Annotated in this window: 13 protein-coding genes and 2 pseudogenes; 12 read left to right on the top strand and 3 right to left on the bottom strand. The window is 61.1% G+C overall.

The annotated features are described in order from the left end of the window. Positions 1–9: 9 nt before the first annotated feature. The 11 genes and pseudogenes from GcLGCM259_RS10305 (at position 10) to GcLGCM259_RS10255 (ending at position 15,982) form a co-directional block, all read left to right on the top strand. Positions 10–3,288, top strand: a complete 3,279-nt coding sequence (locus GcLGCM259_RS10305) for an ATP-binding protein (protein ID WP_138926566.1) — start codon at positions 10–12, stop codon at positions 3,286–3,288. Then, on the top strand, positions 3,285–3,755 hold the full coding sequence (locus GcLGCM259_RS10300; RefSeq protein WP_138926565.1) for a DUF7680 family protein: 471 nt from the start codon (positions 3,285–3,287) through the stop codon (positions 3,753–3,755). Before GcLGCM259_RS10305 ends, GcLGCM259_RS10300 begins: the two co-directional genes overlap by 4 nt. Before the next feature lie 9 nt (positions 3,756–3,764). Continuing rightward, entirely contained in the window at positions 3,765–6,677 is a 2,913-nt protein-coding gene (locus tag GcLGCM259_RS10295) for a DUF1156 domain-containing protein (RefSeq protein WP_138926564.1), read from the top strand. A gap of 1 nt (position 6,678) precedes the next feature. Further along, on the top strand, positions 6,679–9,900 hold the full coding sequence (locus GcLGCM259_RS10290; protein WP_175419393.1) for a DEAD/DEAH box helicase: 3,222 nt from the start codon (positions 6,679–6,681) through the stop codon (positions 9,898–9,900). 116 nt (positions 9,901–10,016) lie between these two features. Then, positions 10,017–11,573, top strand: a complete 1,557-nt coding sequence (locus GcLGCM259_RS10285) for a recombinase family protein (RefSeq protein ID WP_138926562.1) — start codon at positions 10,017–10,019, stop codon at positions 11,571–11,573. A 126-nt stretch (positions 11,574–11,699) separates the two neighbouring features. Beyond that, a complete protein-coding gene (locus GcLGCM259_RS10280; RefSeq protein WP_138926561.1) occupies positions 11,700–12,047 on the top strand; it encodes an antirestriction protein ArdA in 348 nt (115 codons plus the stop codon). A 469-nt stretch (positions 12,048–12,516) separates the two neighbouring features. Continuing rightward, a pseudogene (locus GcLGCM259_RS15585) lies at positions 12,517–13,634 on the top strand (IS256 family transposase). 23 nt (positions 13,635–13,657) lie between these two features. Next, positions 13,658–14,113, top strand: a pseudogene (locus tag GcLGCM259_RS10270) (transposase); the annotation flags it as partial. Between the two features lie 354 nt (positions 14,114–14,467). Beyond that, positions 14,468–14,728: a type II toxin-antitoxin system Phd/YefM family antitoxin gene (locus GcLGCM259_RS10265; RefSeq protein ID WP_138926560.1), complete on the top strand. Its 261-nt coding sequence runs from the start codon at positions 14,468–14,470 to the stop codon at positions 14,726–14,728. After that, complete coding sequence (locus GcLGCM259_RS10260; RefSeq protein WP_138926559.1) at positions 14,729–14,983, top strand: Txe/YoeB family addiction module toxin; 255 nt, start codon at positions 14,729–14,731, stop codon at positions 14,981–14,983. It abuts the gene before it with no gap. Positions 14,984–15,541: 558 nt separating this feature from the next. Beyond that, positions 15,542–15,982: a YtoQ family protein gene (locus tag GcLGCM259_RS10255; RefSeq protein ID WP_138926558.1), complete on the top strand. Its 441-nt coding sequence runs from the start codon at positions 15,542–15,544 to the stop codon at positions 15,980–15,982. 217 nt (positions 15,983–16,199) lie between these two features. Here the strand turns inward: GcLGCM259_RS10255 and GcLGCM259_RS10250 are convergent, their stop codons facing one another. From GcLGCM259_RS10250 to GcLGCM259_RS10240, 3 genes are read right to left on the bottom strand one after another with little or no spacing between them, the layout of a single operon-like run. Continuing rightward, entirely contained in the window at positions 16,200–16,967 is a 768-nt protein-coding gene (locus GcLGCM259_RS10250) for an Rv2133c family protein (protein WP_138926557.1), read from the bottom strand. Then, positions 16,967–17,488, bottom strand: coding sequence for an Rv2134c family protein (locus GcLGCM259_RS10245; protein WP_138926556.1), 522 nt, complete (start codon positions 17,486–17,488; stop codon positions 16,967–16,969). Before GcLGCM259_RS10245 ends, GcLGCM259_RS10250 begins: the two co-directional genes overlap by 1 nt. A 9-nt stretch (positions 17,489–17,497) precedes the next feature. Then, complete coding sequence (locus tag GcLGCM259_RS10240) at positions 17,498–18,205, bottom strand: histidine phosphatase family protein (protein WP_138926555.1); 708 nt, start codon at positions 18,203–18,205, stop codon at positions 17,498–17,500. 231 nt (positions 18,206–18,436) lie between these two features. Here GcLGCM259_RS10240 and GcLGCM259_RS10235 point away from each other — a divergent pair, with 231 nt between their 5' ends. Continuing rightward, entirely contained in the window at positions 18,437–19,351 is a 915-nt protein-coding gene (locus GcLGCM259_RS10235) for an endonuclease/exonuclease/phosphatase family protein (protein WP_175419392.1), read from the top strand. The last annotated feature ends 7 nt before the right edge of the window (positions 19,352–19,358 follow it).

Raw genomic sequence — 19,358 nt, 5'->3', positions numbered from 1 at the left:
AGGTATGTGATGAGCGATATCAGTTTGGTCCCTTTGCGTACTGCTTGTGTGCCACGGGAAGACGTCCTGCAGGGCGGCTTGGCCGACAACCACTTCGCGGCCCAGCTCGACAAGGTCGTGCGGGACGCCGAGCACTACCCGGTCTACGGCGACGCGGAAGCGTTCTTCGCGCAGACCTATCCGACCTCTGGTTTGAAGACGCTCCTCACCAAGACCTTTGGCCGCGTCACGGGAGCGAAGGGCGTCGCTGGGGAGAACGGGGTTCTCCGTCCCACGACCTCGTTCGGCGGCGGCAAGACCCACGGCCTCACCGCCGTCTACCACCTCGCCGGTGGGGCACGCCCGACAAACATCGCGGAGTTCATCGACCCCGCGCTCTTACCTGATGGGCCGATTCAGGTGGCCGCGCTCGTCGGTGACGCGCTTGACCCCACGGCCGGCGTCGAGACGGAAGGGCACCGCACCTACACACTGTGGGGCGAGATGGCCGCGCAGATCGGTGACACTGCGTACGACGCGATGGCCGCGAACGATGCCCAGCGGACCGCTCCGGGCACCGGCACGATCAAGGCTGCTTTCGGAGGCAACCCAACCATCGTCATCGTGGACGAGATCGCCAAGTACCTGCGTGCAGTGTCGTCCTCCGGCAGCGAAGACGTGCGTCGCATGGCACGGGCAATCCCCGTGTTCCTGGGGAATCTGTTTGAGGTCGCCTCCGACCCGACCAACAAAGTGTCCGTCATCATCACCCTGGCCTCGACGACCAACGCCTTCGGTGCCGAAACAACCGAGATCAGCGACCTGACCGGCGATGAAAAGGAACGCGCCGACACTTCGAACGCCGCCTCGGTCAAGGCTGCGGAAGAGACCGGCGATGTGCTTACCCGGGCCATCCAGCCATCCGCCGTGATCCGTCCGGCAGACGACAACGAGATCGGCGAAATTCTCAAGAAGCGAATCTTCGAGTCAGTCGACGAAAGTGCGGCGAAAGCAGCAGGAGACGCATACCGCGACCTCTACGAGTCTCTGGGTAAGACCGAGCAGCTGGCCGGCGGCGCGGAACACCCCGCGACCTATGGCGAACTGGTCACGACGACCTATCCGTTCCACCCTGAGCTGGTCCGAGTACTCGACAAGCGGCTGGGCAACATCACCCAGTTCCAGCGGGCGCGCGGCGCGCTGAAGCTGCTCGCAGAGGTCGTTGCGCACATCTACGACACGAACGATGACACAGCGATCATCAACGTTGGCGACATCGACTTCGACAACGACCCGGTCCTTAACCACCTCACTGATGGACTCGGACGGGCCGAATACGCGTCGGTGGCAGAGGGCGACTTCGCAGGCAAGCAGTCGCACGCGGCGGCGGTGGATGCCGATGTCTTCCCGGGTAAACCTGAGTACGCCACCCGCGTAGCGCGCACCGTGTTCACACACTCCCTGGAAATGGTGGCGACAGCAGGAGCTGGGCGCAATGACTGGATCGTCGGCACGCTCCGTCCGGGTGAAGACACGGCCATCTTTGAGAAAGCACTCACGGAATCCGAGAAAGTATTTTGGCACCTGTCGTTCGACGGTGGCCGGTGGCGTTTCAACATCGAGCCGAACGTCAACGCCATCATCGAGACCGAGAAGCGCAACGTCGCCAACACGGCAGTAGCCGCGATGGTGGACACACTCATCCGTAACGCATTTGCCAATGACGGCGGCGCGAAAGCAGTCCACTTCCCGTCTGGTCCTGCCGAGGTCTACGATGAGGCGGGACTTAGAGTCGTCGTGCTCGACTACAACGTGGTAGCAGTCACGCAGAAGGGCGCAGAACAGCCACCCGCAGCAATCGTCGAGATGCTTGACAAAGTGGGCTCCGTCGGCAGCCCGAGAACCTACCGCAACGCTGTTGTGTTCGCAGTCCCGGATGAGGAGCAGATCGAGGTCTTGAAAGACCGCGCACGCGCCCTAATTGCTTCCAACAACCTCGCCAGCGACACGGCGCGTCTGTCGCAGTTCAGCGACGAGGTGCGCAAGAAGGTGGAGGCCTATAACAAGGAGGCCACCCTCAACGCTCGCATCGCCGTGACGCGTTGCTACAAGCACATCTACTTCCCCTCTGGTGACAAGACCACAGGATACTTGCGCCATCGCGAGCTTCCAGCTCAGGCGCAGGGCGACACGAAGAACGCGACCTCGGCGGTGTTGAGTCTGCTCGAAGATGAGGACAAGATTCGAAGCAGTCCCTTCACAGCCTCCTACCTCCGCTCGAAGACCTGGCACGCCGCGAGCTCAGCGACGACCCGCTCCATCGCCGACTACTTCTGGACCGATCACACGATCCAGATCGTTCGAAACCCGAACCTGATCCGCGAAGCGATCGTCAACGGCGTGAAGAACGAAAACTGGGTCTACTACGACGCGGGCACGGGAAAGACATACACGTCGAGCACGATGGCTGGGTTCTCGCCGGAGATGAAACCCGATGCCGAAGTGATGACCGCTTCCGAAGCCCAGTCACGAGGCTTGCTCGTGCGCAAGCCAACCCAGACAGACTTGCGCGCCGTTGTCACCAACGATGACCTCACGGGGGCCGAGATTCGCTCCCGCCTCGAAGCCCAATGTGGCGGCGAGCCGACCAAGAACGATGTCCTCGAACTGCTCGCCACAGCAGTACAAGCCAGCGACTACAAGTGGTTCGTTGTCCTCGACGCAGAGCCAGCCCCCGGAGTCCGGGCATTGTCGCCATCCGCGATCAAAGACAAAGGTCTCGACGGCCTGCGCATCCTCAGCCGGGAAGCGGCGGATGCGCAGGAGATCGAGGTGCCAACCCGCACCCTGAACTCGAAGACCTTCAACGCGTCAGGCCCAGGCGGTGCGGCAATGCAGAGCCTGCTGGATCAGATTTCCGACTTCACCGTGCCGACGGTCAGCACGATGACCTTGAAGGTCACCGCGGACGAGGCGTCTGGCACCAGCGACATCGACCTCGCCGTAGCATCGCTCGGCATGCTGCAAAAGCAGCACATCGCCGTTCGTGCAACGATCCGCGCCGAGTTCAAGGGAGTCCACGGCGGAGTCCAGTTCCAGGGCACCGCCGACAGGCAAGACTTCCAGTCCGCGTACAACCATGTGAAGAAGGCGATCACCGGTGCGGCCAAGGTAGCGGGCGAGGTAACCCTCGTCTTCCGCTTCACCCCGGCTCTGGACATCACGGATCCCCAGTTCGGCCAGATTCACACAGTCATCAAGAACCTCGGTATGAAGAGCACCACGATGACAGCCGAGGTCACCAAGTGAGCGCCGTCAAGCGCATCCGTCCCGCATCCCACCTCGCGCCGGTCGAGGGGGTGCGAGGGTTCCGCCTCGTTGTCACGCCAGGCCGAGGCGAGACCTTTGGCGTCACGCTTGAAGAAACCTACGGCGAGAACGGCGGCACGATCACCGCGCCGGTGACCACCGCCACACCCGTTCAGGCGGGACGCGTGGTCGATGCGCTCTTCGTTGCGATCCGCAAGGCCGGGCATCAACCGAGCGTCCTTGCGTTCAAGCGCAAAGCACCCATCCGCCTTGGCGAGGCTGAGGGAGTCCGTCTGGCGCTTGTTTTGCTTGCGACTCAACCTATTGCAAAGCACGAACGAGTACGAGCGCTTGTCACTGGAATCAACGCCATGAGCACCGAAGAGACCTATTACTGGTACTCCAAGTGCATGGGACTCGACGGCGACCGCGCCCGCAAAGCACTCCGGACCCTCCTTGCCGACTAAGGACACGACATGACCACTTCAAGACCACGAGTTCTCATCGAGGACTGGCTACCCGTTGCAGAGCTCGGCATCGAGTCGCGCCGCGAGCGAGCCGCGTCCTCCGCACTCCCACCCCTGTCCTACTTGCATATATGGTGGGCACGGAGGCCGCTGGTGGCATCCACCGCAGTTATTTTGACAGGCCTGCTCCCCGCCTGGACCGAATCCCTCGCAGAGAAGTTCCCTGGTATCCCTCAGGTGAAGTCCTCAGATGCTTACCGGCGCTGGGTTCTTGAGCTCATCGGGATTAAGGGGGATGCGTTAGCTGCCCAGAGAGCAAAGGATGTCGCAGCGGCTACTGGAATTCGACTCAAGGCGAACCCATTCACGTACAAGCAAGCGTATCGTTACAATCCGAATCCGCAGGATGTCGAGCTTCTGCATTTGATCCTGAAAGATACCTGGGGCGATCTCCCGAACGTCGGTGATCCGACTGCAGGTGGAGGCAGTATCCCTTTCACTGCTGTCCGCATGGGGCTACCTACTTTTGCGAACGATCTGAACGGTGTTGCTGCGGCTGTTCTCGAAGCTGGAGTTGCAATTCCCGCCAAGCACGGCAACTCGCTGAACGCTCCACTTAAGAAGTGGGGTGGAATCCTTGTCGAGAGGGTGAAGCAAGCCCTCCTTCAGTACTTTCCATCCGCTGCCGGGGAGAAAGTCACTCGCTATATCTGGGCCAATGCGATCACTTGTCCGCGGACTGGCCGACTCGTCCCACTGCTTCCTGAGATGTGGCTCCGCAAAGAAAAGGGAAAAGAAGCCGCGGTGCGACTCCTCACAACTATCGATGGAGTCGAACTCCAGGAACCTCGTTTCGATCTGCTAAAGGGAGATGAGGTGGATGCCGGTGAAGCGGCGAATGGAACGCTTAAGCGGGGTGTTGGTGTAAGCCCCTATGACAACCTGACAATCGAAAGCACATACATCAAAGCCGAGGCCCAGGCTGGTCGAATGCGCCAGGTGTTGTACGCGGTTTCTATCGAAAGAAACGGAGAGTCGACCTTCCGCCTGCCCACCGACACGGACATTAAAGCGATCTCTGCGGCAGCGACCGCCCTCGACTCCAAGCGGGGAGAATGGGAGACCCTGGGTATCCTTCCAAATGAGGATGTCGAGTGGGGACTTAAGACCCGCGAGCCGATCAACTATGGGCTTACACGCTGGACTGACTTCTTCTCTCCCAGGCAGCTGCTTGTCCATGGGACATTCGGTGAGCAGTTCAGAGCCATCATTCCCGAAGTTGTCGAGGACCTGGGTGAATCGCTTGCTGAAGCCGTGTTGTTCGAGCTCGCGCTGATGCAGGGTAAAGCCCTGAATTGGAATGCTCGACTGTCATCCTGGAACGTGGGCTATCAGCGTATGCGAAGTGTGTTCGACAGCCACAACTTCGCTATGAAGTGGACGTTTGCGGAGATGGAAGGCGCGCAAGACATCTACGGCTGGGCGCTGTCCCAGACGCTGAAGTCATACCGCGACATTGCAGCCATGTTTGGGAATAGCGGAGATGAAACCCTGCCGCAGCACTTGCCAGGGGAGACTTCGGCAACAGTGACTCAGGGAAGCGCGGCACGGCTGCCTTGGGCTTCCAATTCAATCACCCATATCTGCATGGATCCCCCGTACTACGACAACGTGATGTACGCCGAGCTGTCTGACTTCTTCTACGTCTGGGAGAGGGGGACCGTTGGCGCGATTCGCCCCGACTTCTTCGGAGACGAGCGGGCTGACAAGGAAAACGAAGCGGTCGCAAACCCGGCGCGATTTGAGTCGATGGGTCGTCGAAAAAAGGAACTTGCAGACCTCGACTATGAAGCGAAGATGACGGGAATCTTCATCGACGCGCGGAGAGTGCTTCGAGATAACGGCGTTTTGTCGGTTATGTTCACACATAAGAGGGCGGAAGCTTGGGACACCCTGGGGATGGGTCTTCTCCAGGCCGGTTTTACGGTCGAAACATCGTGGCCAGTGAACACTGAGTTCGAGCACTCACTTCACCAAGCGAACATGAACTCCGCCGCCTCAACGATCATGCTCGTCTGTCGTAAGCGAGCCGACCGCGGCGACGATCACAAGGTCTATCTCGACGACATCGAGCACGACATCCGCCAGGCGGCACGAGAGGCTGCGACACGATTCCAACACGATGGAATCGACGGAGTTGACCTTCTCCTCTCGACCTATGGCCCGACGCTATCGGTGATCTCGCAGAACTGGCCCGTCTACTCATCCACGCCCGACGCCGATGGCCGCGAACAACTGCTTCGCCCCGAGGACGCCCTCGCCCTAGCGCGCGAGGAGATCGTGGACCTTCGCCGATCCCGCCTCGTCGGACAGGCCGCAAAGGTCGATGGGCTCACTGACTTCGTGCTCTTGGCCTGGGATACGTTCGGTGCGCGAGAGTTCCCGTTCGACACAGCACGTCTCCTGGCTCTCGCAGTAGGAGGACTGGACGTCGATGAACTGGAGCGCGCGAAGATCGTCTCGAAGGCATCTGGGAAGGTCAAGCTCTTGACGCCCAAGGAGCGGCTCCGTCGTGGCACCGACTCTGAGCTCCCGGGAGTGACGCCGGAGGCATCGTCATTCGAGTACGTCATCGATGCCGTTGACACCGCGCTCTACATCGCCGAGGTGGACGGCCAACAGGCCGCAAAGCGGTTCCTCGACCGTCACGGATACACCAGCGACGCCGGGTTTATTTCCACCCTGCAAGGTCTGGCGAACGCAATCCCGCGGACCAAGGTCAAGGGCGCTTGGGTGGTACCGGAAGCTGGACTCATCGACACACTCTGCACCCTCTACTTCGATGATGTTGTGCTACCAGAGGCGGAGGAGATGGCCGCACTGGCAGACCCCAACGAGAACACACTGTTCGACGTGGAGTGACATGTCCTCGACTGATCCCATTTCGTCGCCTGACTCGTTCCAGACGGTTGATCTCGGGGCAACCTACTCGCCGGATGATCGTCCATTCGAGACGTTCTACCTGCCGCTGCTGTCAAGGGCAGTCAACTACGACAGAGCCGTGGGCTACTGGTCGGCAGCCGAGCTTCAGTACGCAGCCCAGGGCACGGCCCACTTCCTCGCAAACGGCGGGAAGATGCGACTGATCGTCGGAGCGCAACTCGCCCAACGAGACGTGGACGCCGTCATCGAAGGCACGCCACTCGACGACGTAGTGGCGGAGAGGCTCCTCGCCGACCCGGAACTTGCGGGCGCACGGATCGTTCAGAGCGAGCATCTGAGCGTGCTCGCGTGGATGGTTGCCACGGCCCGACTTGAGATTCGTGTCGGTGTCCCACGAGGAGAGAACGGCGAGCTACTGACGCATGAGCAGTCGGGTCGCTACTTCCACACCAAGTACGGCATCTTCGCGGATGGCTACGGCAACAGAGTCGCCTTCAACGGCTCGAACAACTCCTCGGTCACGGCCTGGGCCAAGAACCACGAGACGTTCGACGCCTATCCATCCTGGAATGTCCCCATCTGGAACTACCTGGGTGTCCACAAGGTGCTCGACTTCGAGAAGCACTGGACAGACAACGCCGACGCAGGATGGGCCGTCATCGACCTGCCGACGGCAGTGCGGATGCACCTCATCGAGCACGCGCCCGATACTCCACCTCTAGCGCCGGGCGTCGTCTTACCACCCTCGGAGGCCGACGACACCGATGAGTTCGATGTAGAGGCCGCGTGGGACGAACTCGTCGCATTGCGCGACGCACCAACGGAATCGTCCTGGACCGGTGTCGGATCGGCATGGGCACAACCTCTCCCGCACCAAGCAGAGCTAATCAACCGTGTCGTGAGCACCTACCCGCGCGGCTACCTCTTCGCCGACGAAGTAGGGCTTGGCAAGACCGTCGAGGCAGGCATGGTCCTGCGTGAACTCTTCACCTCAGGTCGGGCGACGAAGGCGCTCCTGCTCGTGCCTGCGTCAGTGATGAAGCAGTGGCAAGAGGAGCTCCACGAGAAGATGAACCTCGATGTTGCCCGCTTCGACAAGGGCATCTTCGTGGATCGCTACGACCAGCCGATCCCCGTTACTCCGAACGCCAATCCATGGTCGGCGTTTCCCATCGTGCTTGCTTCGTCGCACCTTGCCCGCCGCCGAGACCGTCGGCGTCAGATTCTCGATGCCGGACCGTGGGATGTCGTCCTAGTTGACGAAGCCCACCACGCCCGGCGACGCGGTTCCAAGCCGACCGATACTCCGAACTCGCTGTTGGCACTGCTCCAAGAGATGCGCGACAAAGAGATGTGGCGTGCGCTGTACTTGGCCACCGCTACACCGATGCAGATGAACCCGCACGAAGCCTGGGACCTGATCTCTCTGCTTCGACTCAACGGTCGATGGGGCGTCAGCGCCGACGACTTCATCCGATACTTCAAACTTCTGGCGATCGACCCCATGCATCGCCACTGGGACCTGCTTTGCGCGATGCTGGAGGACTACTTCTCCGACCCACAGGCCGAGCGGGACGCTGACCTCGAACAGCAAATCGACGACGCCCTTGGCTGGACGGGTGCGTACGTGGTCACGGCTCTGGCCGGGAACCCGCCGAGTGCCGACCTGAAGGCCAAGTTCCCGAACGAGACTTCCGAGTGGATGGACAAGTGGCTCCGCCGACACACGCCAATGCGGGATCGAGTCTTCCGCAACACCCGAAAGACGATGCGCGAGTACCAAGCGGCAGGGATCATCCCCGACGACGTGGTCATCCCGTACCGCCACGTCAAAGATGAGTTCATCCCGCTGGAGCCGAACGAGCGCCGACTGTACGAGCGCATCGAGGAGTACATCCGTCGCCACTACAACGCCTACATGGCTGAGGCAGGAAATCAGGCGCTCGGCTTCATCATGACCGTCTATCGCCGTCGCCTGACCTCCTCGTTCGAGGCGATCAAGCGGTCGCTTCGTCGTCGGCTGAGTGTTCTGGAAGATGGCAAGAACCTCGCTGAGCTACTCACCGACGACGACAACGTCGATGTTGAAGGATCGTTGTTCGAGCCGGAGGCGTTCGACACGAGGGCCGACCGACTCCGCGACGAGATCGCCGAACTCAAGTCGTTCCTCCAAGACCTCGACAGCATCACCGGCGAAGACAGCAAGGCCAGCAAGCTCGTTGCTGACGTGACCGAGGCACTGAATACATACTCGTCAGTGGTTGTCTTCACCCAGTACGCCGACACCATGGACTACGTCCGCGAACGACTCATCACGGCAGGATACCGGCGGCTTGGCTGCTACTCCGGCCGCGGTGGTGAGGTCTACGACGCCGACTCCGAGACCTGGGCCGAGGTCACAAAGTCGGAGATCAAGACCATGTTCCGCAGTGGCGAGCTGGAAGTTCTTATCGGCACCGACTCCATGAGCGAAGGTCTGAACCTGCAAACGTCCGGGCGGCTCATCAACTACGACATGCCATGGAACCTCATGCGCGTCGAGCAGCGGATCGGCCGCGTTGATCGCATCGGCGCCTCCTACAAGGACATCCGCATCAGCAACTACTTCTACGCCGACACGGTCGAGGAGCAGGTGTACAAGGGCATCGCGGAGGACTACGGAGACTTCACCGACATCGTTGGCGACGCCGCACCCGTGCTCGCAAACATTGAAAAGGCCATTGAGCGCCTCGCCCTGACCGGGCACACAACGCCCACCGACATCGAGTCTGAGGTCGGCGATATCCGCCAGCAGGTTGAGGACATCAAGAACGAACCCGTGGGTAACGACGATCTGGGCGAACCCACTGGTGAGAGCCGTATCAAGGAGCCGCCGCAGCTCATCGGTGCCACAACACCGCATGACTTGGAGCGTCTGCTCACAACGAATGGGCTCAGCCGCGCCGCGTTCGAAGTGGACGACCAGCGCCCAAAGGTCTACCGGCTCAAGCCTCCGGCCGAAAGCCTGTCCCGGCTCTCATTCAACGAACTCGATGGTGTACGCGACGTCGAGGAATACTTCGATCCGTCTCCCGTCGAGGCTCTGCCGGTCACGTTCGACCGTGCAACCTGGGACGAGAGCGATGACGCCTCGCTGGTCTTCCTTACCTATGGGACGCCGGAACTTGCGGCGCTATTGCCTGCCGCACACTCAATGCGGTGAGCTTTCCAGGCGGCTTGAACGCGGTGGTGAGGTGCTTTCGAGGATTTCATCCGTAGGAGAATAGGGGCGTGACTTGAGTTCTGTTCAGCGCTTACATCATGTGGCAGGATGTAGGCATGCTTCTTGCTGCCAACGATCCGCGCCGCGCCGCCGTCTACCTCCGCATCTCGCAGGACCGGGAGATGGACGGGCTCGCTATCGACCGCCAGCGCGAGGACTGTGAGAACCTCGCCCGGTTCCGGCGCTGGGAGATCGTCGAGACCTACGTGGACCAGTCGAAGAGCGCCACCGACCGAACCGCGATCCGTCCGGACTACGACCGCATGGTCGCCGACTACCTTGTCGGGCGGTTCGACGCGATTATCTGCTACGACCTCGATAGGCTCACCAGGCAGCCCCGCCAGCTGGAGGACTGGATCGACGCCGCCGAGCTGCGCGGACTCGCCCTTGTCACGGCCAACGGCGACGCGGATCTCTCCACCGACGGTGGACGCATGTACGCGCGCATCAAGGCGTCCGTGGCGCGCGCCGAGATGGAGCGCAAGAGCGCCCGCCAGTCTGCCGCCCAGAGGCAACGCGCCATGCAGGGGCGAGCCCCGAAGGGCATGCGTCCGCTCGGGTACGCCATCAATGGCGAGGTGATCCGCGACGAAGCTGAGGCCGTGAGAGCGATCTATAGGCTGTTCACGAGGATCGAACATCCTGAGTCGCTTCGTTCGCTCGCCCGGGCGCTCAGCGGCACCGAGGAAATCGAAGGACTCTCGCCCCTTCCCAAGCACACGCACACGGTGAGCGTCGAGCGTGCCGCCGCCCGCGAGCAGCAGGGCCTCGAACCTAGGCCGATCGTCGAGGACGGTCCGTGGTCTCCCTCGACCGTGCTGGGCATCCTGCGGAACCCGCGCTACGCGGCGCTGAGCACGTACACGCCGAAGTTCGCCCAGGCGGATGGAAAGCGCCGTCGGATGTGGAAGGCGCAGATCCTCCGCGACGACGCCGGAGAACCGATCCGGGGCCAGTGGGAGCGGATCGTCGATGACGAAACCTGGTGGAAGGTCCAGGAGATACTCGACGACAAGAAGCGCGTGACCAACACCAGTGGTGCAACCAAACGCAAGCGCCTCGGGAGTGGACTGTACCGCTGTGGCGTCGTCGTCTCTGTGACTGGAAAGGTCTGCGGCAAGAAAGTCACAGGCGCACCACGCGGGTACACGTGCCCAGGTCACTTGGTCCGCTCTGGTCCTGCCATAGACGAGTACGTCACGGAGGCAATCAGCGCCCGTCTCGCCAAGGATGACGCGGCGAAGAAGATCCTCAAGCCCAAGGACAGCTCACAGACCGAGGCCCTCGATGCTGCGATCAGCGACCAACGAGCCAGGATCAGCCGGGCACAGCACGATTACGACGAGGAGATCATCGAGGGGCGTGACCTCAAGCGCGTGCGCGACGCCGCCGAGGAGCGCATACAGGAGTTGGAGGCCCAAAGGGCGCTTCGGGGACGTGCTGGTGTGCTGCGGCCAATCCTCGACACCGATGACCCTCCGGGCGCGTTCAGGGACGCATCGCTTGAGATCCGACGTCAAGTGATCGACGCGCTGGTTTCTGTGACGGTGTTCCCGCAGCCCAGAGGGCGCAAAGGGTTCGATCCAGCATCGGTCGAGATCGTGTCGAAGTAGGCCACGGTCCGCGCAGCGGACCCGGGAGGTCTCCCGAGAGCGGCTGACGCGGCGTTAGCGCGTCACTTTATCAGAGCCTGACTGCCTGTCGCGTTCACCGCTCTCCTCGAATTGAGGAGGAGATCTATGGCCACGAACACCCCGCACAGCACGCCGCGAGTCTGGATCGGCTGCTTGCACTGCTACAACTCCGGCCGGCTCGTCGGCGACTGGTTCGACGCCATCGACGCCGACGAGGTCACCTTGGCCGACGTGCACCGAGGTTCCGGTGGCAGTCACACCGGGTGTGAGGAACTGTGGGTGTTCGACCACGAGAACATTCCGGTCTCCGGCGAGATGAGCCCGGGCGAGGCTGCTGAGTGGGGTCGTGTCGTCGAGGAGGTCGACGAGCACCTGCGCTCGGCCTTGGTTGCCTGGGTCCGTCGAGACGGTAGTGCTGTTCGGAACGCGGTCGAGTTCCGGTTTAACGTCTAGCGGAATAACCACTGGGGGAAGAAAGCAGCTATGGCCAAGTACAAAGCGCCGAAAGTGCGCCTGCATCGCGACTTCTTTTACTTGAACGACGTGGTTTCGATCAACTTACTGTCGGCCCTGGAATCCGGGAAGGTCGACGAGCTCGCAGTTCGGCATAGCGGTGGTCAGGTTCGTTCCGATGTCGAGTCTGCGCAAGTGCGTGTCCTTCGAGCGCGGTGCAGCCTGCATGGGTACCCAACCGAACGCATTTCCGACGGAGTCTCTCGACAAGCCCGAAGACCCCCTGGATGTCGCTGGATGTCCAGCGCGATGGGTTGACCTGGCCGTCGAGCGGCATATTGGCATCGGTTACTTGAACGAATGGCATCAGCGGGGACTGTAAGTTTACTGGTGTAGCTCCTACTCAGAGAAACCAAATGAATACCGACACCGTGGCGACAAACGGTACCGAGAAGAACACCGAGGAACCATTGGCCAAGAAGCCATCACTGATCACCTCGGCTACGAGAAGCACGAACGCGGTGAAGCGGAGAATTCACGCAACGGCACCCGCACCAAAACCGTGCAAACCAAGGGCGGCCGATTCCCATCGACGTGCCCCGTGACCGGGCAGGGACCTTCGAACCGACCTTTGTGAAGAAGCGCCAGCGCCGGCTGGGAAGCATTGAGGACGTCGTCCTGTCCCTCTCAGCCCGCGGCATGTCCCACGGGGATATCGCAGCTCACCTGGCCGATGTGTACGGCACTGAGGTGTCCAAGACGACCATCAGCACGATCACCAACAAGGTGCTGGCCGGAATGAACGAACGGCAGAACCGGCCCCTGGACGCGGTTTGCCCGGTCGTTTTCATCGACGCGATCCACGTCAAGATCCGTGACGGGCAGGTCGCTAACTGGCCGATCTACGTCGCGTTGGCGGTCACTTCCGAAGTCAACCGAGAGATCTTGGGTTTGTGGGCTGGTGATGGTGGAGAAGGCGCGAAATATTGTCTACAGCTCCTCACTGTAATCAAGAACCGTGGCACCGAGGACGTGCTCATGCTCGTCTGCGACGGGCTGCTTGGGTTACCGGATTCCGTGGGTGCTGTGTGGCCTGAGGCCCTCGTGCAGACTTGCGTGGTGCACCTGATGCGTACCTTGTTCACCTACGCTTCCAAGGCCGATTAGCCTGCCATTAGTGCGGCTTTGAAGCTGGTTTATCATGCTGCAGCGCTCGGTGAAGCCGAGGATCGTTTTGCGGACTTCGAGAAGGACTGGGAGCAGAAGTATCCGGCGATCATCCGTGTGTGGGAAAGGACTTGGGGCGAGTTTGTTCCGTTCTTGCAGTTTGACCGGGAGATCCGCAGGATTGTCTGCACCACGAACGCGATCGAGTCAGTCAACGCCCGAATCCGCAAGGCAGTGAAGTCCCGGGGACATTTCCCTACCGAGCAGGCCGCGCTGAAGTTCGTGTATATGGCGTTGATGGCCTTGGACCCGACAGGCCAGGGCCGGGCCCGGTGGACGCAGCGGTGGAAGCCAGCGTTGAATGCTTTCGATATTGCTTTTGACGGCCGTCTTAGCGCTCGAGTGTCAGTTGTAGTTTAGAAATAGTTACTCCGTTATCTTGGCAGTCGATCGGTACGGTGAATTCCAAGCCCGTCAACGCGCTGATCTCCACCGTCTTTGCCCAGGCCAGCCAGAAAGCGGTGCGCGCCCATTACAAGTAGGTGACCGGCAGTATGCGGGCCCAGTTCCCGCAGGTCGCAGCGATGTTGGAAGCCGCAGAAACGGAGCTGACAGCATTCGCGGGGATGCCGCGGGAGCATTGGCAGAAGATCTGGTCGAATAACCCGATCGAGCGGCTGAACCGGGAGGTCAAACGCCGCGCCGATGTGGTGCAGATCTTCCCGAACCGGGAGTCAGTAACCCGGCTCATCGGTGAGGTGCTGCAAGAACAGCATGAGGAGTGGTTCTATGGTGAGCGGCGGTACTTATCGGAGATCTCCATGCGCAAGCTGCTCAGTGCCGTCCGCCAGAATGCCGGTGCTGGAATCGGGTCGGGGGAGATGCCGTTGAGTGCCTGACCGATACGATCCAGCCCCCGATTCACAGATTCAATGATCTTGGACGGGACGATTGGAAAGAACACCACGTAATGGGACTGGACCCAATAACCTCGGCGTAAGTGAGCAATGAGCACAGAAGTGGACGAGCGCGCTGGCTGTATCGACCCATGCCACCTGGGCCACCGGTCCTTCTTGACTCTGCGCCCCTGAATCTATTGACTTAGACGACCTTTGAGCAGTGCGAGTGTACTTGAGTCTGCCCGGCGAGTACGGTGAGCACAGTTGTCGCCGATCACCGTGCGCGAGGTGACTCGACAAAGGTGAGTGGTACCATAAGTAAGTACCACTGGTCCAAATGGGGAGGATGCCATCATGTCCATCAGCGCAAGCGAGGCGCGCAAGACCTTGTTCCCTCTCATTGAGCGCGTGAATGAGGACCGTGATGCCGTTGAGATCGTTTCTCGTAAGGGCAACGCTGTTCTGATGTCGGCCGAGGAATATGCTGCGTGGCAGGAAACCGCCTACCTGTTCCGCTCGCCGGCCAACGCCCGCCGGCTGCTCGATGCCTACGAACGTGCCCGCGCCGGAAAGCACGAGGTTCACGACCTGGATCGCGCCGACGAGGAAACCTGAGTGCGTCTAGTCTGGGACGAGTCAGCTTGGGAGGACTACAAGCACTGGCAGACGGCCGACCGGAAGATCCTGAAGCGCATCAACACTCTCATCGATGCCTGTTTGCGCGAACCGTTCTACGGGATCGGCAAGCCCGAGCAGCTAAAGTATGGAGCGCAGGGCTCGTGGTCACGGCGCATCACCGATGAGCACCGGCTCGTCTACCTGGTGGAGGATGAGGACCTCGTGATTCTTCAGGCCCGCTACCACTACTGACCCAATGACTTTACACGAGGGCACATGGCGAAGTTGCGGTCCTCAAACTGATTCGACGCTCGCCGGGATCAGTGGGAGATAGCTCTTTGCGCGGCGGGACGGCCGGGCGGTTCACTTGCTTGCCGTGAAGATGTTGGGGCTATCACACGCAGACGATTGGTACGTGTGTACGAGGCCCTTCTATGAGAAATTCGGCTTCCTCTCTCCCATAAAGAAGAGCCTAAGTGGAGAGGGTACGCGGTTCCTCGGCACGCTGAACACGCTGCTGCCGTTAAGAAAGAGAGTCCGGGCGTAGTCGTTGCTACGTTAAGGCCCGGAAGTAATTCGATCGCATTCAAGGCCACGGTTAATTCATGACGGCGCGTATAGCCAGTCGTCGATGGCTTTGGGCCGGGCTCCGGAGTCTTCGCCGATCTGCAGCGATATTGCAGGTGAAAGCGCTCCGATGACAGAGGATGACGTGCGTCTCATGATACCGGTGGCGCAACTCACTAGGATGGGTGGTTGATCCAATGGATCAGCCACGTCCGTCCATCTCGAATCAAGGAGCATTGAATAATGAGTTTCAACGTCTATCTTTCCGGAGAGATCCACACTGACTGGCGCGAGGAGATCCAGCGCGGTGCCGAAGCAGCCGGCTTGGACGTCGTGTTCACCGCACCGGTGACCGACCACCCGGCCAGCGATGCCGCCGGCGACTACCTGGGGGAGACCTCCACCCAGTTCTGGCGTGATCACCAGTCCTCCAAGATCAACGCCATTCGTACCCGCACCCTGATTGAAAAGGCGGACTTCGTCGTCGTTCGATTCGGCGACAAGTACAAGCAGTGGAACGCAGCCTTCGATGCCGGTTACTGTGCGGCGCTGGGCAAGCCTTACGTGACCCTGCACGATGAGGATATCGTCCACCCGCTCAAGGAGGTTGACGCCGAGGCGCAGGGCTGGTGCAAGACCACCGACCAGGTAGTGGAAACACTGCGGTACGTGCTCCAGGACTGAACCGGGGAATGACTCCGCGCGGGGTAACGAACCTGCCCCGGGCAGAGTGGTGATCTCAGGCGCCGACCTCGTTGCACGAATGACGGACCTGGCTCCTGGGATAACACCCTTGGGCGCGACCGTGTTCGAGCGCTTCCCCGCCCGGCTGTTGCCCTCGATTGGGGCGAGCGCGGTTGAAGCCGGGACGGCTTGAAGCCGTTCGGCGTGCTGCGTGGCCTCAGAACAGCGGCCAGGGCACTGCCGGCATCTGGCCGCGTGGGGCCGGAAACTGTCCTGCCATGCTGATCTGCTGGCATCGCCTTGCCAACGCGGCGATCTCCTCGGCGCTCAGCAGCCCTTCCAGCATGTGGCCGAGTTCGCCGGAAAGCGCCTGGTTCACTCGCTTGATGCCCGCCACCTCTTCAGCGCTCAGGGATTCACCCAACCAACCCCACAGGACAGTGCGCAACTTGTGTTCATGGTGAAAGGTGAGCCCGTGATCCACACCGTACCGGTGTCCATGGGGCATGGCCAGAATGTGGTTGCCCTTGCGGTCGGCATTGTTGACGATGGCGTCGAAGACCGCCATGCGTCTTAGCTGCGGGGTGTCCTCGTGGATGAGCACGATGATCTGTCCGCTCTCATCCCGCCCCTTGAGAACGTGCTTCCAGCCGTTCTGCGATACCTGATGCTCCGGCAGTAGGTCTACGGGGCTCTGCTCGGGATCTGGTTCTTTCCACAGCTGCACCATCCCCTCGCCCAGCGGCCCATCGCGCAGCCAGGTGTGCGGCACGACGTCCCACCCGAGAGTCTGTGAAATCAGGTAGGAGGCAACCTCCCTGTGGGCCAGCGACCCTTCGGGAAAATCCCACAGCGGCTTTTCTCCTGCGATGGGTTTGTAAACGACCTGCGTCTTGCCGATGCTGCCCAGGAACGTGGCGTTCGATGCGCTCGTGATGCGGCCGGTGAGACGCAGCTCGGCTTTCACCAAGTCCGGTGTAGGCATCAGAGATCTTCAGGAGCGCAGATGTGCCCCTCGGGATCCATAGGGTAACCACAGCGAGGGCACATCGGCCGGCCGGCCGCCACGATCTCGCGGGTGCGTTTTGCGAAGGCACGGGCCGTTCCAACCGGTATGCGTACGACCAACATTTCTTCCTCTTCAGCGCTCTCGTCCTCGCTCAGTGGGTGGAACTCCATGACAACCTGGGCTGTGGAGGGGTCCCAGCCCAAAGTAATGGCACCGAGGCGGAACTGCACCTGGACGTCTTCTAGAGGCTCATTGTCGACAAGCTCAATGGGAGTCCCCGACGGGACACTGAAGCGATTGCCTGCAACCGTGCTCAACTGGTCAAGGACCTCGTCAATTTTTTCCGCGAGCGCAGCTGATTGCTGTTTCTCCAAGGCCACGGACACCAGTTGCCTACCGGCGCGCACCTGCAGGTAGAACGCACGAGACCCCGGCGAACCGATGGCGCCAACGACAACACGATCTGGCCAAGAAAACTCGTGAACACGTGTAGACATGTGTGTATTCTAGGCCGATTTGGTCGCTGATGTCTGGTGTCCCGAGCCGCCACCCACCGCAGCATCGCCCGCGCTGATTCCTTTGGCCAACCAAGACAAATCGCCAGCCTCGGTATTGATCGCGTACACGCTTGGGCGAGGCCCTCCGTACCGCACAATGGAGACCGATGCCGGGCCCACGTTGATGCGCTGGAACAGGTCCAGATGCATGCCCAGCGCGTCGGCGAGCACCGACTTGATGATGTCGCCGTGACTGACTGCCGCCCAAACGGCATTGGGTCCATGCTCGGCCTCGAATGCCGCATCATGGCGACGGATCGCGGCCACCGAGCGCGTCTGCATCGCGGCCAGGGACTCGCCATCCGGAAACGTCACGGCGGAAGGTTGCGACTGCACCACCGACCACAGGTTTTCGGTCACAAGCTCGCTGAGTTGGCGGCCCTGCCACTGGCCGTAGTCACACTCGGTCAAGTCGGACTCAACGGGAGCATCCGGTGCCTGGCGTTGCCGATCAAGGATGAACTGGCTGGTCTCCCGGCATCGTTCGAGGGGGCTGGACACGACTGCGGCAAGGGGCACCGCTGCCAACAGTTCTCCGGTCAGGGCCGCTTGATCCCGTCCGGCTTCATCCAGGGTGACGCCATCCATCCGTCCGGCCAACATCCCAGTGGCGTTGGCTGTGGAGCGGCCGTGCCGCACGAGTAATACTGTCGCCATGCCCTCAGCCTAATCATTCGGTGCGCGCAAACCCACCGGCACGCAGATCATGCCAGCGTGGCTGACTTGATCGGTCGCCTGCCGTGGCGGGCAGCCGACAGGGCACAGCTCTAGGAATCGACGTGGCATCACGAACGTCTCCTTTTGCCGAGCCGGCTTTTGGAGGACAATTGACGAATGAAGTCTCTGCAACCATTGGAACAGGCGTTTTCTTAGGAAAGCAGGAACCCCATGGGCCCCGATGTCTCCGATGCCAACCTTGGCCGTGGCTCCTCGGGGCCCTTGGCGGCAGTGGTGGGCAAGAGAAGGCCCCCGGCATTGCATGTCATGAGCTGGAACATTCGGCGCCGCATGCAGTACCTCTTCCAACGCGAAGCCGATCAATGGAGGGTGAGGGCGCCTCGACTTCGCGCACTGCTGGAAGCGGAGCAGCCTGCCCTACTGGGGGTGCAGGAGGCCCTTGCCGATCAAGTGGATTTCCTCATCGAATCCTTGGGCGGGACTTATCGAGCGATCGGTCATGGGCGGGATCGTCAACGAGCAGACGAACAATGCCCGATCATCTACGATGCCCAAAGACTGGAGCTGCTTTCCTGGGAACAAAAGGCCCTGTCGAATCACCCGGCCCAACCCGGCTCGATGTCCTGGGGAAACCTTGTTCCCCGGGTACTCATCGAGGCACTTTTCCAGGACCGTGGAACCGGCCAGCGCCTACAGATGATCAACACACACTTCGATCATCTGTCCGCGCATTCTCGGCTCCGCTCCGCTCAGGTGATCGCCCGGCTGGTGAGGGGCAGCGAGCACCCGACGGTTGTCACCGGCGACCTCAATGCACGTCCTGGGTCGGCGCCGCTGGCCCAGTTGCTCTGCGAAAATACGCTCCTCGATTCGCTGGACGCCGCACCACGACGGGTGGCTACACAGTGGGGAACGTTCGCCGCTTACCGTGCACCGACATCCCGGCGTCCCCGGGTTGATTGGATTTTGGTGTCCCCAGATCTTCTGGTCCGCAGCGCAGGCATCAACGGAAGGCAATACGGCGGGGGATGGGGGTCTGATCATCTGCCCGTGCAGGCGGTAATCGAAGTGCCCATTGCCGGCCTGCCGCATCCCCACCCTGAGCCTGGCCAGCACCAAGCCTGAACCTCAC

The organism is Glutamicibacter creatinolyticus (genome assembly GCF_006094275.1).
Classification (GTDB): domain Bacteria; phylum Actinomycetota; class Actinomycetes; order Actinomycetales; family Micrococcaceae; genus Glutamicibacter; species Glutamicibacter creatinolyticus.
Note: the sequence above shows the minus strand (reverse complement) of the source record. Positions and strands in the feature narration are given on the sequence as shown.